Raw genomic sequence first — 15,551 nt, forward strand, 5'->3', positions numbered from 1 at the left:
AGAACCAAAACCCAACCAGCCATCCCTCCCCCCCCCCCCCCCCCCTTTCCTCCCCCCCCCCCCCCCCCCCGTCGGTGCGTCCGCCTACTTCCCGGCGGTCGTCCGCGGCCGCCGGCGCTCCAGTACCAGCCCGATCGCCAGCACCACCACCGCCGCGACCACCGACAGGATCATCTGCTCCCGCCCGTCCGGGTCGTAGAACATGTAGCCGACGACGAAGACGATCAGCCCGATCGTCGCGTACGTCAGCCACGGGTACATCCACATCCGCACCGTCAGCCGCTCCGGTGTCTCCCGCTCGATCACCCGGCGCATCCGCAGCTGCGAGAAGCAGATGACCAGCCACACGAAGAGCGCCACCGCGCCCGACGAGTTCAGCAGGAACTGGAAGACGGTGTCCTTCGAGGTGTAGCTGAAGATCGTCGCGATGAAGCCGAAGGCCACCGACGCGAAGATCGCGACCGCCGGCACCCCGCCCTTGTTGACGGTGGCGAACGACTTCGGCGCGTCCCCGCGCTCACCGAGCGAGAACGCCATCCGGGAGGCCGTGTAGAGCCCGGAGTTCAGACAGGACAGCACCGCGGTCAGCACCACGACGTCCATCACCGTGCCCGCGTACGGAATGTCCAGCGACTTCAGCACCGCCACATACGGGCTCTTGAGCACCGCCGGGTCGTTCCACGGCAGCAGCGTCACGATCACCGTGATCGAGCCGATGTAGAAGAGCGCGATCCGCCAGATGACGCTGTTGACGGCCTTGCGGACGGCCAGCACCGGGTTCGGCGACTCGCTGGCCGCCAGCGTGACGATCTCGCTGCCCATGAAGGAGAAGACCACCAGCAGCATGCCGGAGAGGATCGCGCCGGGACCGTTCGGCAGGAAGCCGCCGTGCCCGGTCAGATTCGACATGCCCACGGCGTGGTCGCCCGGCGGCAGCCCGAATATCGCCAGCGCGCCGACCACGATGAAGATGACGATCGCGACGACCTTGATCCCGGCGAACCAGAACTCGAACTCACCGAACGAGCCCACCGAGATCAGGTTGGTGCCGGTCAGCACGACCATCACCAGCAGCGCCCAGGCCCACTGCGGGACCGCCGGGACCCAGCCGGTGAGGATCGACGCGGCGGCGGTCGCCTCGACGGCCAGCACCACCGACCAGAAGAACCAGTACAGCCAGCCGATCGTGAAGCCGGCCCAGCGGCCCAGCGCCCGGTCCGCGTAGGCGGAGAACGACCCGGATGTGGGGGAGGCCGCGGCCATCTCGCCCAGCATCCGCATCACCAGCACGACCAGCAGCCCGGTCAGCGCGTACGACAGCAGGATGCCCGGGCCGGCGGCGGCGATGCCCGCGCCGGAGCCCACGAACAGCCCGGCGCCGATGACCCCGCCGATCGCGATCATCGACAGATGGCGGTTCTTCAGTCCTGCCTGCAGCCCGTCCTGCGACTGCCCCCCGGCCGGTCCGCCGCCGGGTTCGCCGGTGGTGGGGACCTGCGTGGCGGTGGGGGGTCCCCCTGCTCCCTGAGAGCCGGGGTGAGGGTGCGCGCCCATGTGCACCGTCCTTGTGTGGTTCACGGATTGGAACCACAGCATTAGATCTTCGCCAACCCGTGGATTGGAAGGCCTGACGCTGGATCGTTGCATGAAACACTGGAAGGTTGCGCGCAATGCATACGTACACAAGGTCCACTCGCGATTCCGTCCGCACCGCCGCACAAAGACCCGGCGGCGCCTACCCGCCGAGTCCCATGTCACACTCATGCCATGCGCGTGTATCTCGGCTCCGACCATGCAGGTTTTGAACTCAAGAACCACCTCGTCGAGTGGCTCAAGGCCCACGGCCACGAGCCCGTCGACTGCGGTCCCCACATCTACGACGCCCAGGACGACTACCCGCCGTTCTGCCTGCGCGCCGCGGAGAAGACCGCCGCCGACCCGGACAGCCTCGGCATCGTGATCGGCGGCTCCGGCAACGGCGAGCAGATCGCCGCCAACAAGGTCAAGGGCGTACGGGCCGCGCTGGCCTGGAGCGAGGAGACCGCCAGGCTCGGCCGCGAGCACAACAACGCCAACGTCATCTCCGTCGGCGGCCGGATGCACACCGAGGAAGAGGCGACCAAGTTCATCGAGGTCTTCCTGAGCACCCCCTACTCGGGCGAGGAGCGGCACACCCGCCGCATCGACATGCTCTCGGCCTACGAGACCACCGGCGAACTCCCCGCCATCCCGGCCCACCACCCGCAGGGCTGACCCGCCGCACACCGCCGTCGCCCGCCCACCCCGAGCGCCGGGGCGGGCGGGCGCGCCCACTGGAGACCACGCATGCCCGAGGGCCACACCATCCACCGCCTGGCGGCGGACTACGCCGAGCGCTTCGTGGGGCGGACGGTCCGGGCGACCAGCCCGCAGGGCAAGTTCGCGGGCGGCGCGGCCCTCGTCGACAACCAGGTGCTTGAGCGCACCGAAGCCCATGGCAAGCACCTCTTCCTCGGCTTCGGCCCGGACCGTTGGATCCACGTCCACCTCGGCCTGTTCGGCAAGCTCGGCTTCGGCGGCGTCCCCGCCCCGCCGCCCACCGACACCGTGCGGCTGCGCCTGGCGAGCCCCACCGCACACGCGGACCTGCGCGGTCCCACGACCTGCGCACTGATCACCGACGTCGAGAAGCAGGCGATACACGACCGCCTCGGCCCGGACCCGCTGCGCCCCGACGACGACGGCACCCGTGCCTGGCAGCGGATCTCCCGCAGCCGTACGACCATCGCGGCGCTGCTGCTCGACCAGAAGATCATCGCGGGGGTCGGCAACGTCTACCGCGCCGAGGTCCTCTTCCGGCACGGCATCGACCCCTACCTCCCGGGCCGTGACCTCGGCCGCGCCGCATGGGACGCCATCTGGGCCGACCTGGTGTTCCTGATGGCCGAGGGCGTCCGCCACAACCGGATCGACACCGTCCGCCCCGAGCACCTGCCCGAGGCCATGGGCCGCCCGCCGCGGGTCGACGACCACGGCGGCGAGGTCTACGTCTACCGCCGCGCGCACCAGGGCTGCCACATCTGCGGCGCCGAGATCCGCACCGCCGACCTCGCCGCCCGCAACCTCTTCTGGTGCCCGGGCTGCCAGCCGGCTATGGGTGGACGCTGACCGTCCGGACTACGGTCCGTTGCCCGAGCTACCGCCCGCCGTCCGGACTGCCGTCCCGCCGTCCGGACTGCCGTCCGGACTGCCGTCCCGTCGCCCGGACTACCGTCCGCCACCCGGAATACCGTCCACCACCACCGCGTTGTGGCCCCGCAGGGGGCCCTCGCACCCCCTACGGGATCTGTTCCCCCACCCCCTAGGGCCGCCCCCGCCAGCCCCTAGAACCCGTTAGAACCCGTACGGCAGCCAGGGCGCCACATCCGACCCGAACGCCACCGAGGCCGCACCCAGCGCACCCGGCCGCAGCTCGCGCACCCGCCCCGCCGCGGCCAGCGACGAGAGCGTGAACCCGCCCAGATAGGCGGAGCCCAGCTCCCGCACGGACAGCGCCAGATCGGCCGCGTCCGCCGTCCGCGCACAGCTCGCGCCCTTCGCGTCACCGGACAGTCGCCATCGCCCCTCGTTCCACGGGCAGAACGGGTCCGCGACCTCCAGCACGACGTCCACCGGAGTCCGGTACGTCCGCGCCGCCAGCGCCGCGCCCACCTCCACCGGCCGGACGAACAGCGACTCGCGCAGCCCGATCCCGCAGCGCCGCTGGTCCGGCACCAGATGCAGCAGCGCGTCGTCCACCGGCCGGGTGGCCACCGACACCGACGACGACAGGTCGATCCCGAACAGATAGCGCCACAGCGCCGCGTACACCACCGGGTCCAGCGCCTCGACGTGCCGTACGAGCACCGTCCCGCACGGCCCCGCGTCGTCCCACCGCGGCTTGAGGGCGTAGCGCGTGTAGCCCCGCACCTCGCCGTCCACCTCGGCCAGCACGCACTGCAGCGCCGCGGCCCCCGGCTGCTTGCCGGGCACGTCGAGCACGGTGACCTTCTCCCAGCCCGGTGGGCGGGTCAGCATTCCGGGGCGGGCCGGCACCAGCTCGGCGTAGATCCGCTCGCAGTCGGCCAGCGCCGCCTCCGGGTCCGCCAGCCGCAGCCGTACGCCGTCCACCCCGGGCAACTCGGGCGCCGGCAGCCGTTGCGTGTCGACCGTCAGGCGCATGTCCTGGGCCGCCGCGCCGTAGCCGAAGCGCCCGTAGATCGCCGGCTCCGAGGCGGTCAGCACCGCCAGCGGCTCACCGCGCTCGCGGACGTCCGCCAGCTGCCGGCGCATCATCGAGCGCAGCACCCCGCGCCGGCGGTGCGTCGGCTGCACACTGACCATCGTGACCCCGGCCGCCGGCACCTCGGCCCCGCCCGGCACCGTGAGCCCGAACGAGATCGCCCCCGCCGTGCCGACGCACCGCCGCCCGTCCCAGACGCCGAGCGAGCGCTCGACCTCGGTCAGTTCGCGCCGCAGGGCGAGCTCCTCCGGCGACGGCAGCTCACCGAACGCGGCGTTCAACGCGTCGGACCAGACGTCCCACTCGGCATCCCGCAGTACCCGAAGATCCGTCGTCATGGACCATCCCTAGCAGGACACTCTCCGGTCGCGCGACCGTATTTCGAACGCCGTTTCCCGGCAATTGGCCGGGGTGACGTGCGGCGAATCGACGCGCCGCCGAACGGGTGGATAAGGTCCCAGAGCGATGACAAGCGGCCCGGGAACGGAAACCCTGACGGCCCGGGTGCACAAAGGCCTGCACCGGGCCCGCGTCGGCGTACGCAAAGCCGGGGTCGACTACTTCCGCGGTGAGGGCTCCGACCGGTTCGCACTGGTCGCCCTGCTGATCGCCATCCCCGCCATCGCCGCGGGCACGCTCTGGCACCCCGAATGGCTCGCCCCGACCGCCCTGGTCCTGCCGGTGATCGCCGGCGGCCTGCTGCTGCGGCCGGCCAACCTCCTCGTCCTGTACGGCGCCTCCGCGGCCGCCCTGGTCGTCGAGTCCGCGCTGTTCGGCCCGTATGACGATGGACCGGACCGGATCACCCCGGGCACGGTGCTGGTCGTCGCCGCGGTCGGGTTCTTCGGGCTGCTGATCGCGCAGTTCCGCAGCCGGGTCGGGGTGCCCTGGCGGCGCGGCGGCACCATGCTCTTCGACCTGCGCGAACGCATCCGAGTACAGAGCAAGCTGCCCCGGCTGCCCAAGGGCTGGCACCACGAAATGGCGCTGCGCCCGGCCGGCGGCCAGTCCTTCTCCGGGGACTTCGTCGTCGCCTCCCGCACCCATGGCGGCAACATCCTCGAAGTGGTGCTCACCGATGTCTCCGGCAAGGGCATGGACGCCGCCTCCCGGGCGCTGCTGCTGTCCGGCGCCTTCGGCGGGCTGCTGGGCTCCCTCCCGCCGCACGGCTTCCTGCCCGCCGCCAACGGCTACCTGCTGCGCCAGGACTGGGACGAGGGCTTCGCGACCTCCATCCACCTCGTCCTCGACCTGGAGTCCGGCGACTACGAACTCCTCTCCGCGGGCCATCTGCCGGCCCTCCAGCTCAGCGCGGGCAGCGGCCGCTGGGAGGAGAAGCCCGGCGAGGGGCCGCTGCTCGGCGTCTACGACGGTGCCCAGTTCGACCCGGTCAAGGGGACGCTGCGGCCCGGCGATGTGCTGATGCTGTTCACCGACGGCCTGGTGGAGGCCGCCGACCGCGATATCGCCGAGGGCATCGACCGCCTGACCGGTGAGGCCGACCGCTACGTCGCCAGCGGCTTCGCGGGCGCCGCCTGGCATCTGATCGAGGCCGTGGCCAAGGACGTCAACGACGACCGGGCGCTGCTGCTGATCTGCCGGGACGCGTAGGCGCGCGCCGGCTGCGGCCGGCCGGGGGGTGGGGTTTTCCCCCGTCTTTTTGTGCGGTCTTCCTCATGGCCGCGGCGGGGTCCGGATCCGTACGTTGATGGAGCGGAGACCGGCCGTGACGGGGGCCGGGCCGGACGAGACGGGGGGCGCGGGACATGGGGCTGCGCGGCGGGCGACGAGCGGCACGGGGTGCCGAGGCGGTGGGCGGGCACGCCGTGGAACTGCGGGGGGTGCGCCGTCAGTACGGCCGGGGAGCCGGCGCGGTCCAGGCCCTGCGCGGCATCGATCTGTCGCTGCCGCACGGCTCCTTCACCGCTGTCATGGGCCCTTCGGGCTCCGGAAAGTCGACCTTCCTGCAGTGCGCGGCGGGCCTGGACCGCCCCACCGCCGGCTCCGTTCGTCTGGCGGGCACGGAGATCAGCCGTATGAGTGAGAACCGCCTCACGGTCTTGCGCCGCAGCCGTCTGGGCTTCGTCTTCCAGTCGTTCAATCTGCTGCCGGCCCTGACCGTCGAGCAGAACGTCCTGCTGCCGATACGGCTGGCCGGCCGGCGCCCGGACCGCCGGCGGGCGGCGGAGGTGCTGGCCCGGGTCGGCCTGGGCGAGCATGCGCGCCGTCGCCCCGGCCAGCTCTCCGGAGGGCAGCAGCAGCGGGTCGCGATAGCCCGCGCCCTGGTCACCAACCCCGATGTGATCTTCGCCGACGAGCCGACCGGCGCCCTGGACACCGGCACCGCCGCCGAGGTGCTCGCCCTGCTGCGGCATGCCGTCGACGCCCTCGGCACGACCGTGGTGATGGTCACCCACGACCCGGTCGCCGCGTCCTGGGCCGACGACGTGGTGATCCTCGCCTCGGGCACGCTCGCCGACCGGCTGCGGGGCGCCACCCCCGAGGAGATAGCCGCCCGCATGGCCGGCCTGGCGGCCCGCGGCCGGCAGTCGCCGCCCCGCCCGGGTGGGGCGCCGGATCCGGCCCCGGCCGGGCCGCCGAGGTCGGCGGCGGCCATGGCGGACGCCCTCAGGCGCTGACGCCCTCCCGGGCCCGGGCCGTGTCGGCCGGGTCCTTGCGGAACGCCCAGGCCATCGTCGGCTCCATCGCGAAGCGGAAGACCCTTCGGACGGGGGGTGTGCACAGTGCCGTGACGATGGCCGCCGCGATCAGCGTGACCGCGATCTCGCCGGGCGGCGTGTGCAGCCAGGCGTAGTCGTCGAACCAGCCCCAGAAGCGCGAGCCCTTCGCCAGGAAGCCGTGCAGCAGATAGCCGTACAGCGTCCCGGCGCCCAGCACCGTGAACCACGTCCGGCGCGTCGGCACCCAGGAAAAGAAGCAGGCCGTGAGCACGATCGAGCAGCCGAAGAGGGCGGGTGTCATCACCGCGCCGATCCACCAGGTGGTGCCCAGCTCCTGTGCGCTGTCGCGGTGGTAGAACCACGCCGAGGACATCCGGGGCGCCGCCCAGTAGGCCATCACCAGCGCGGCGGCGAAGATCGGCACGGACGCGATCCGTACCGCCCGGCGCTGCACCAGCGCGAAGTGCTCTGCCCGCAGCGACAGCCCCAGGACGAAGAAGGGCAGGAACTGCAGCACCCGCTGGAGGTCCAGATCATCGCCGATGTCCGGTGACACGGACGCGAGTACGGCGATGGCCACCGCCAGTGGGATCGGCCAGCGCACGATCTTCCACAGCGGAGTGGTCAGCCGCCAGACGAACAGCGCCACCAGGAACCAGGTCAAAAACCACGGATCGAGCAGGCTGATGGGGTGCCCCGGATCGTCGTCCGCCCAGCGCTTGAAGAAGGCGTAGGCGGTCTCGAAGAGGACGTAGGGCACGACCACCCCGGTGACCAGGCGCTGCAGCCGGTCCTTGCGCATGTCGAAGCTGCGCGAGAAGTAGCCGGAGATGATGATGAAGGCCGGCATGTGGAAGGTGTAGACGGTCATGTAGAGCGCCTCGGCGGCCCGGCTGCCGTCGGTCAGCGGTTCCCACGCATGGCCCATCGCCACCAGCACGATGGCCAGGTACTTGGCGTTGTCGAAGAACGCGGTGCGCCCCCCGCTCTTCGGCCCGGACGCCGTTGTGTCCTCGGGCACACCGGTTGGCTGTGCCGAGGGCTCTCTCCGGTCCGTACCCGACGCCTCCCGGGCAGCGGGGAGTTCGCGTCGAGGTGTCGGGGCAGCGGGAAACATTTGAGGCACGATAGCGGCGCTCGGCGAATGCGTAAAACCGCATCCGAGCTATTCCCTAATTGCACTGGGTGCCGTCACGGATAGCACATGGATAAAACCAGCAATCTACGGGCGGATCCTGCCGCCTTCCGGCCGATTTGCCGCACTTCATACCCCCAAAAGGGGCGATATCCCCTGCGAACGACGCGGAGGGAATGTCTACTTCTCGACCCTTATGTTCCCGTGGTGTCGGTCACTCGCTCTCGCGTCCCATGCGGCGTGACGGATGCCACGAATAACTGAAATTGGCCGGTCCGGGTACGAAGAAAATGATCAGAATGACTCGGGTGAATTACCGCCGCGGCCTCGTCCGGGCGAATTCCGGGAGCCCTCCGTCGTGCCGCGGCGGGGACCCGCCCGTCATGCCGCCGCCACCCACAGGACGCTCCCTCGCCTCCCCGCGGCCTCCGGTGGCAGGAACCGGGCAAAGCGTTGGCCGATGATTCGTCACCGGCCTGCAGTGGGCATGGAGTTGGTGGCACGATGAGTGCCGGGGGGTGTGCGCGGCATGCTCCCGGGCGGGTGAGGCGTTCCGACCAAGGGTGTGATCAGTTGTGGCTCTTTCGCTGTCAGTTGTGCTGCTGTTGGGGATCATCCTGATCGTGCTGATCAGAGGAAAGTCGATCAAGGCGGGTCCGGCGATCGTCGCCGTGCTCTTCGGCTTCTTCCTCGCCTCCACCGGCATGGCGCCGTCCATCAACCGGTTCTTCAACTCCCTGGCGGACACCATCAACCACATCACGTTCTAGGTCCGGATCGCGTTCCAGGTCCGACCGATCCGGGTGCCCGCCGGCCCCTGAGCCGGCCGCCGCACAAGGCCCGGCCACGCGAACCGCGGCCAGGCCGAGCCGTCCGGGGCTAGGCGTCGCCGGTCCGCGCCACCACCTCGCGTACGGCCTCCTCGGTACGCCCCACGAGCGCCGAGCCGTCGTCCGCCGTGATGATCGGCCGCTGAATCAGCCGGGGATGCGCCGCCAGAGCCGCGATCCACCGCTCCCGCGCGGCGTCGGTGCGCTCCCACTCCTTGAGCCCCAGCTCCTTCGCCTCGGCCTCCTGGGTCCGGGTGATGTCCCAGGGCTCCAGGCCCAGCCGCGTCAGCACATCGCGCAGTTCGCCCGCGTCCGGCGGGTCCTCCAGGTACTTGCGCACGGTGTACCGAGCGCCCTCGTCGTCCAGGATCTGCACGGCGGAACGGCACTTGGAACACGCGGGATTGAGCCAGATCTCCATGCCCGCCACTTTATTGATCCGCCCGCCGGGAGCGAAGAGCGGCGCACGCGGACGGGCCGCGGACGGGAAACCGTGGACACGGGAAACCGGGGACGGGGAAGGCCGCCGCGCGACACAGGGGGCCGAGCGGGGAGAGGAGCCGAACGGCGAGAGAGCCGGCCCGCCGGAAAAGCGGAGAACCCCGAGCCGCCCGGCCCGGGGTTCTCCCCTACAAGAGCGGGCGACGGGAATCGAACCCGCGTAGCTAGTTTGGAAGACTAGGGCTCTACCATTGAGCTACGCCCGCAAGCACCGCCGGTCACCAGACCTCGGCACGCAGTGCATCCTAGCGGGTCGCGGTGGTGCGCCGCACACCCTTCCTCTGTGCCCCGCCCGTCCGTACCCCGTCCCCACCGGTCACGGCGATATCTGGCAGCCGTTCTGTCCGCGGCCATGTACCCTACGTGTCGCACCGACGGGGTGTGGCGCAGCTTGGTAGCGCGTCCGCTTTGGGAGCGGAAGGTCGTCGGTTCGAATCCGGCCACCCCGACCAGCAGGTCAAGCCCGGCAGCAGTAGCCGGGCACAGCCCCCGACCCACCGGGGCACCCGCGCGATCGGCGGGGCGTGCAAGATCACGTTGTGGGCGTCATCCTCCTAGCGGTTACTATGCAAGCTGCGTGCCCGTGTGTCTGTGTACCGGGCGTGATCGGCCGGGCCCGGGTAGCCGGTATCCGGTAGATCTCAAGCAAAACCCCAGAAGTCAGCCCCAAGGAGACCGAACCGTGAAGAGCGCCGTGGAGACCCTGAACCCGACTCGGGTTCGGCTCACTGTCGAGGTGCCCTTCGAGGAGCTCAAGCCCAGCCTCGACGCGGCGTACAAGAAGATCAACCAGCAGGTCACGGTGAAGGGCTTCCGCCAGGGCAAGATCCCGGCCCGCGTCATCGACCAGCGGTTCGGCCGTGGCGCCGTGCTGGAGGAGGCCGTCAACGACGCGCTCCCGAAGTTCTACACCGAGGCGGTCAACGAGGGTGAGCTGAACGTCCTCGGCCAGCCCGAGGTCGACATCACCGAGCTGAAGGACGGCGAGCTGCTGGCCTTCACCGCCGAGGTCGACATCCGCCCGGCCCTGGAGATCCCGGACTACTCCGGCATCGAGGTCGAGGTCGACGCCGTCGAGGTGTCGGACGAGGACGTCGACAAGTCCGTCGAGCAGCTGCGTGAGCGCTTCGCCTCGACCTCCCCGGTCGAGCGTGCCGCCCAGGACGGCGACGTGCTGACGGTCAACCTCGAGGCCAAGGTCGACGGCGAGGTCCTGGAGGACGGTGTCGCCGAGGGCGTCACGTACACCGTCGGCTCCGGTGAGCTGCTCGACGGCATCGACGACGCGGTCAAGGGCGTGGAGGCCGGCGGCAGCGCCACCTTCACCTCCGAGCTCAAGGGCGGCTCCGCCCAGGGCAAGGAGGCCGAGGTCAAGGTCGAGGTCACCGAGGTCAAGTCCCGCGAACTGCCCGAGCTGGACGACGACTTCGCGCAGCTGGCCAGCGAGTTCGACACCCTCGAGGAGCTCAAGGCGGACAGCCGCAAGCGCCTGGCGCAGATGAAGAAGTACGACCAGGCCACCCAGGCCCAGGAGAAGGTGCTCGACGAGCTCCTGAAGCTGGTCGAGGTCCCGATGCCCGAGAAGCTTCTCGAGGACGAGATCAACACCCGCAAGCACAACCTGGTCAACCACCAGCTCGCCCAGATGGGTCTCGACCTCGCGAAGTACCTGGAGATCCAGGGCAAGTCCGAGGAGGAGTTCGACGCCGAGACCAAGGAGCAGGCGGAGAAGGGCATCAAGACCCAGTTCATCCTCGACGAGCTGGTCAACAAGGAGAAGCTGAACGTCAGCCAGGAGGAGCTCACCGAGCACCTCATGCGCCGCGCGCAGTCCTCCGGCATGTCCCCCGACCAGTTCGCCCAGGCCGTCGTCGAAGGCGGCCAGGTGCCGATGCTCGTCGGTGAGGTCGCCCGCGGCAAGGCCCTCGCGGTCGTCGTCGAGGCCGCCACGGTCAAGGACACCAACGGCGAGGTCATCGACCTGGAGGACGAGGACGAGGCCGAGGTCGCCGAGACCGTCGTCGCCGAGGCCGAGGGCACCGACGAGAAGTCCGAGGCCTGAGCCCCGGCCGCCTCGCGGCTTGGTTGAACGAGTGAAATGTACGGGCCCGAACACGCACGTCCGCGTGTTCGGGCCCGTACGTCATACCGGCCGGTCAGCCTGCGCTCACAGCGAACAGTTATCGATGCGGGATGGCGTTGTCCGACCTGCGCGTTAGGGTCCGTAGATACGAGGGCAGGGGAGTCTGCGAAACAGCGCCGGGGGCATACACGGCGCCGCTCCCCACGCCCCAGAAGACGACGCTGAGACGGCCCCGGCCGTCCGACAACGAGCAGGTGGACACGTGACGATCCCGATGCCTTCCGCCGCCGCTGAGCCGACCATCGGTGGCCTCGGCGACCAGGTCTACAACCGGCTGCTCGGCGAGCGGATCATCTTCCTCGGCCAGCCGGTCGACGACGACATCGCCAACAAGATCACCGCGCAGCTGCTTCTCCTCGCCGCGGACCCGGACAAGGACATCTTCCTCTACATCAACTCCCCGGGCGGCTCGATCTCGGCCGGCTTGGCGATCTACGACACCATGCAGTACATCAAGAACGACGTGGTGACGATCGCGATGGGCCTCGCCGCCTCCATGGGACAGTTCCTGCTGAGCGCCGGCACCCCGGGCAAGCGCTTCGCGCTGCCGAACGCCGAGATCCTCATCCACCAGCCCTCCGCCGGTCTTGCCGGCTCCGCGTCGGACATCAAGATCCACGCCGAGCGGCTGCTGCACACCAAGAAGCGGATGGCGGAGCTGACGGCCTTCCACACCGGCCAGACCGTCGAGCGGATCACCCAGGACTCGGACCGCGACCGCTGGTTCTCCGCCGACGAGGCCAAGGAGTACGGCCTGATCGACGATGTGATGACCTCCGCCGCCGGCGTTCCGGGCGGGGGCGGCACCGGGGCCTGAGCCCCGTAGCACTCGCCCCAGCCACCCCAGCCCACTTGATCGCCACCAGGATGGTGAACACCACGATGAACAACTTCCCCGGCAGCGGCCCCTACCAGCGCCCGGAGGCCGAGTTCTCCGGCCCGCGCGCGGAGTCCCGCTACATCGTCCCGCGCTTCGTCGAGCGCACGTCGCAGGGCGTGCGCGAGTACGACCCGTACGCCAAGCTGTTCGAGGAGCGCGTGATCTTCCTCGGCGTGCAGATCGACGACGCCTCGGCCAACGACGTCATGGCGCAGCTGCTGTGCCTGGAGTCGATGGACCCCGACCGCGACATCTCGATCTACATCAACAGCCCCGGTGGCTCCTTCACGGCGCTCACGGCCATCTACGACACGATGCAGTTCGTGAAGCCGGACATCCAGACGGTCTGCATGGGCCAGGCGGCCTCCGCCGCGGCCGTGCTGCTCGCGGCCGGCACCCCCGGCAAGCGGATGGCGCTGCCGAACGCCCGGGTGCTGATCCACCAGCCTTACAGCGAGACCGGCCGCGGTCAGGTCTCCGACCTGGAGATCGCCGCAAACGAGATCCTGCGGATGCGCTCGCAGCTGGAGGACCTGCTGGCCAAGCACTCCTCCACGCCGATCGAGAAGATCCGTGACGATATCGAGCGTGACAAGATTCTGACCGCCGAGGAGTCCCTGGCGTACGGTCTGGTCGACCAGATCGTCTCGACGCGCAAGTCGTCCGTCTCGATCGGTTAGGGATCTGCTCGCGATCTTCGCGAAGTGAGCCGGAGCGTTGCCCCCTTGGATCGGTACGGGATCGAGTGAACCGAGTCGGTCCAAGGGGGGCCCGTACGGGGGGCCCGGCAAGGTACCGTCGATAGGCAAGCACCCGGGTCCGTGGAGCAATGCGGATCCCAGGCGAAGGGGAAGCACCTCGTGGCACGCATCGGTGACGGCGGCGACCTGCTCAAGTGCTCATTCTGTGGAAAGAGCCAGAAGCAGGTGAAGAAGCTCATCGCGGGACCTGGTGTGTACATCTGCGACGAGTGCATCGACCTCTGCAACGAAATCATCGAGGAGGAGCTCGCCGAGACCTCCGAGGTGCGGTGGGAGGAGCTCCCCAAGCCCCGGGAGATCTACGAGTTCCTGAACGGCTATGTCGTCGGCCAGGAGCCCGCGAAGAAGGCGCTCTCGGTCGCCGTCTACAACCACTACAAGCGGGTGCAGGCGGGCGAGAACGGCCCCGGCCGCGGCGACGAGGGCATCGAGCTCGCCAAGTCCAACATCCTGCTGCTCGGCCCGACCGGCTCCGGCAAGACCCTGCTCGCGCAGACCCTCGCCCGGATGCTGAACGTCCCCTTCGCGTTCGCCGACGCCACGGCCCTGACGGAGGCCGGCTACGTCGGTGAGGACGTCGAGAACATCCTCCTCAAGCTGATCCAGGCCGCGGACTTCGACATCAAGAAGGCCGAGACCGGGATCATCTACATCGACGAGATCGACAAGGTCGCCCGGAAGAGCGAAAACCCGTCGATCACGCGGGATGTCTCCGGCGAGGGCGTCCAGCAGGCGCTGCTGAAGATCCTGGAGGGCACCACCGCCTCCGTTCCGCCCCAGGGCGGCCGCAAGCACCCCCACCAGGAATTCATCCAGATCGACACCACGAACGTCCTCTTCATCGTCGGCGGTGCCTTCGCCGGCCTGGAGAAGATCATCGAGGCCCGGTCCGGCGCCAAGGGCATCGGTTTCGGCGCCACGATCCGCTCCAAGCGCGAGATCGAGTCCAAGGACCAGCTCCAGGACGTCATGCCCGAGGACCTGGTGAAGTTCGGGATGATCCCGGAGTTCATCGGCCGCCTCCCCGTCCTGACCTCCGTGCACAACCTCGACCGCGAGGCCCTGCTCCAGATCCTCGTCGAGCCGCGCAACGCGCTCGTCAAGCAGTACAAGCGCCTCTTCGAACTCGACGGCGTCGAGCTCGACTTCGACCGCCCGGCCCTGGAGGCCATCGCCGACCAGGCGATCCTGCGCGGCACCGGCGCCCGCGGTCTGCGCGCCATCATGGAGGAGGTCCTCCAGGCGGTGATGTACGAGATCCCGTCCCGCAAGGACGTCGCCCGCGTCGTCATCACCGAGGACGTCGTTCACTCGAACGTGAACCCGACCCTGGTCCCGCGCACCCGAGGCGACTCGGGCGAGCCCCAGGAGAAGAGCGCGTAGCGCGCGCCCAGCAGACGTACGAGAGCCGCCCGGCAGCTGGTGCTTCCGGGCGGCTCTGTCGTCGGGGACTCCGTCCGCCGTGCCTGTATCGCCGCCCCCGCAACGGCGCACGAGGCGGTGCGGCTACTTCTCCTTGCGGACCTCGTTGCGGACCTTGGCGGTCTTTTCGGAGAGCTCCTCGGCGCTCGGCGTCGTCGCGCCGGCCGGGCCGGAGGCGGTGGGGGCGGCCATCATCTGGACGAGGCCGATGGCACTGTTGTCGCCCCAGACGCAGGTGGACACGGTGATGGGTACGGAGACGCCGCTCTGCGAGACCGTGACTTTCTGAGACCGGCACTTCATCACCGCACCGTCGAAGTCGCTCGGCGAGTACTCGGTCGTCGGCGTGACGTCCTCGACCTTGGCGTTCCGGCGGCCGAGGTCCTTCTTCTGGTTCTCGTCGATCTTGGCGAACATCTGTCCCACGGTGCCCTCGGGATCGGCGACCTCGCCGTACACCCCGATCACCTGCATCGACAGCCCGCCAGTGGCCGTGTAGCGGCCCTGGACGCCCTTGCTGTTGGTGATGCCCATCGCCTTGGCTTCTTTGTCCTTCGTCAAGTCCTCGGTCTCCGCGCCCCCGGAGCCCGGCGCCTTGGAGAACTGCGCGCTCAGCAGCTTCTCGGGCATGGAGATCGTGTAGGGCTTCACATCCCCGCCCGAGCCGAAGACGAAGTACGCGCCCACGCCGATCGCGGCGACGACCGCGACCGCGCCGACGATCAGGCCGATCTTCTTGCCGTTGCCGCCGCCGGTCTCCTCGGGGCCCTGGGGGATCACGCCGTAGGGGGTCTGCTGGCCGCCGTACGGGGCCTGCTGGCCGTAGCCGGGCTGGGCGGGCTGCTGGGGGTAGCCGTAGCCCTGCTGCGGGGGCACCTGGCCGCCTTGCTGGGGGTAGCCGTAGCCCTGCTGCGGGGGCACCTGGCCGCCTTGCTGG

14 protein-coding genes and 2 tRNA genes are annotated in these 15,551 nt (G+C 69.8%); 10 read left to right on the plus strand and 6 right to left on the minus strand.

Translation table 11 applies throughout. The features are described 5' to 3' along the window. Nucleotides 1-84: 84 nt before the first annotated feature. Nucleotides 85-1,554, minus strand: a complete 1,470-nt coding sequence (locus ACZ5XZ_RS14790; protein ID WP_468977789.1) for an amino acid permease — start codon at nt 1,552-1,554, stop codon at nt 85-87. A 213-nt stretch (nt 1,555-1,767) separates the two neighbouring features. Between ACZ5XZ_RS14790 and ACZ5XZ_RS14795 the strand changes: the two genes are divergently transcribed. Next, entirely contained in the window at nt 1,768-2,253 is a 486-nt protein-coding gene (locus ACZ5XZ_RS14795; RefSeq protein ID WP_468977791.1) for a ribose-5-phosphate isomerase, read from the plus strand. A 72-nt stretch (nt 2,254-2,325) separates the two neighbouring features. Then, on the plus strand, nt 2,326-3,147 hold the full coding sequence (locus ACZ5XZ_RS14800) for an Fpg/Nei family DNA glycosylase (RefSeq protein ID WP_468977793.1): 822 nt from the start codon (nt 2,326-2,328) through the stop codon (nt 3,145-3,147). A gap of 225 nt (nt 3,148-3,372) precedes the next feature. Here the strand turns inward: ACZ5XZ_RS14800 and ACZ5XZ_RS14805 are convergent, their stop codons facing one another. After that, nucleotides 3,373-4,599: a GNAT family N-acetyltransferase gene (locus tag ACZ5XZ_RS14805; RefSeq protein WP_468977795.1), complete on the minus strand. Its 1,227-nt coding sequence runs from the start codon at nt 4,597-4,599 to the stop codon at nt 3,373-3,375. A gap of 127 nt (nt 4,600-4,726) precedes the next feature. On the opposite strand from ACZ5XZ_RS14805, the gene ACZ5XZ_RS14810 reads away from it, so the two are divergent. Together ACZ5XZ_RS14810 and ACZ5XZ_RS14815 are read left to right on the plus strand one after the other, a co-directional pair. After that, nucleotides 4,727-5,872 (plus strand): SpoIIE family protein phosphatase, encoded by a 1,146-nt coding sequence (locus ACZ5XZ_RS14810; protein WP_468977798.1) that lies wholly within the window; start codon nt 4,727-4,729, stop codon nt 5,870-5,872. A gap of 155 nt (nt 5,873-6,027) precedes the next feature. Beyond that, nucleotides 6,028-6,900, plus strand: coding sequence for an ABC transporter ATP-binding protein (locus ACZ5XZ_RS14815; RefSeq protein WP_468977800.1), 873 nt, complete (start codon nt 6,028-6,030; stop codon nt 6,898-6,900). Here ACZ5XZ_RS14815 and ACZ5XZ_RS14820 read toward each other — a convergent pair. Next, complete coding sequence (locus ACZ5XZ_RS14820) at nt 6,890-7,963, minus strand: acyltransferase family protein (protein ID WP_468977803.1); 1,074 nt, start codon at nt 7,961-7,963, stop codon at nt 6,890-6,892. The genes ACZ5XZ_RS14815 and ACZ5XZ_RS14820 overlap by 11 nt on opposite strands. Before the next feature lie 689 nt (nt 7,964-8,652). Between ACZ5XZ_RS14820 and ACZ5XZ_RS14825 the strand changes: the two genes are divergently transcribed. Continuing rightward, nucleotides 8,653-8,847: a hypothetical protein gene (locus ACZ5XZ_RS14825; protein WP_384440576.1), complete on the plus strand. Its 195-nt coding sequence runs from the start codon at nt 8,653-8,655 to the stop codon at nt 8,845-8,847. 109 nt (nt 8,848-8,956) lie between these two features. On the opposite strand, the gene ACZ5XZ_RS14830 is transcribed toward ACZ5XZ_RS14825, so the two are convergent. Beyond that, nucleotides 8,957-9,328 carry an arsenate reductase family protein gene (locus ACZ5XZ_RS14830; RefSeq protein WP_468977805.1) on the minus strand — a complete coding sequence of 124 codons (372 nt, stop codon included), beginning with the start codon at nt 9,326-9,328 and terminating at the stop codon, nt 8,957-8,959. A 215-nt stretch (nt 9,329-9,543) separates the two neighbouring features. Beyond that, nucleotides 9,544-9,614 (minus strand) — tRNA-Gly (locus ACZ5XZ_RS14835). A gap of 169 nt (nt 9,615-9,783) precedes the next feature. Between ACZ5XZ_RS14835 and ACZ5XZ_RS14840 the strand changes: the two genes are divergently transcribed. The 5 genes from ACZ5XZ_RS14840 (at nt 9,784) to clpX (ending at nt 14,575) form a co-directional block, all read left to right on the plus strand. Continuing rightward, nucleotides 9,784-9,860 (plus strand) — tRNA-Pro (locus ACZ5XZ_RS14840). A 230-nt stretch (nt 9,861-10,090) separates the two neighbouring features. Continuing rightward, entirely contained in the window at nt 10,091-11,470 is a 1,380-nt protein-coding gene (gene tig / locus ACZ5XZ_RS14845) for a trigger factor (protein WP_468977807.1), read from the plus strand. 295 nt (nt 11,471-11,765) lie between these two features. Then, the gene (locus tag ACZ5XZ_RS14850) at nt 11,766-12,368 is read left to right on the plus strand and encodes an ATP-dependent Clp protease proteolytic subunit (RefSeq protein ID WP_361315031.1); all 603 of its coding nucleotides are present in this window, start codon (nt 11,766-11,768) and stop codon (nt 12,366-12,368) included. Nucleotides 12,369-12,433: 65 nt separating this feature from the next. Then, nucleotides 12,434-13,111 carry an ATP-dependent Clp protease proteolytic subunit gene (locus ACZ5XZ_RS14855; protein ID WP_468977871.1) on the plus strand — a complete coding sequence of 226 codons (678 nt, stop codon included), beginning with the start codon at nt 12,434-12,436 and terminating at the stop codon, nt 13,109-13,111. Between the two features lie 180 nt (nt 13,112-13,291). Beyond that, nucleotides 13,292-14,575 (plus strand): ATP-dependent Clp protease ATP-binding subunit ClpX, encoded by a 1,284-nt coding sequence (gene clpX / locus ACZ5XZ_RS14860; RefSeq protein ID WP_360942010.1) that lies wholly within the window; start codon nt 13,292-13,294, stop codon nt 14,573-14,575. Between the two features lie 123 nt (nt 14,576-14,698). Here clpX and ACZ5XZ_RS14865 read toward each other — a convergent pair. Then, nucleotides 14,699-15,551: hypothetical protein (locus ACZ5XZ_RS14865; protein ID WP_468977810.1), on the minus strand; the 853-nt coding region annotated here is incomplete at its 5' end.

It is taken from the genome of Streptomyces sp. NPDC033270 (assembly GCF_055576575.1).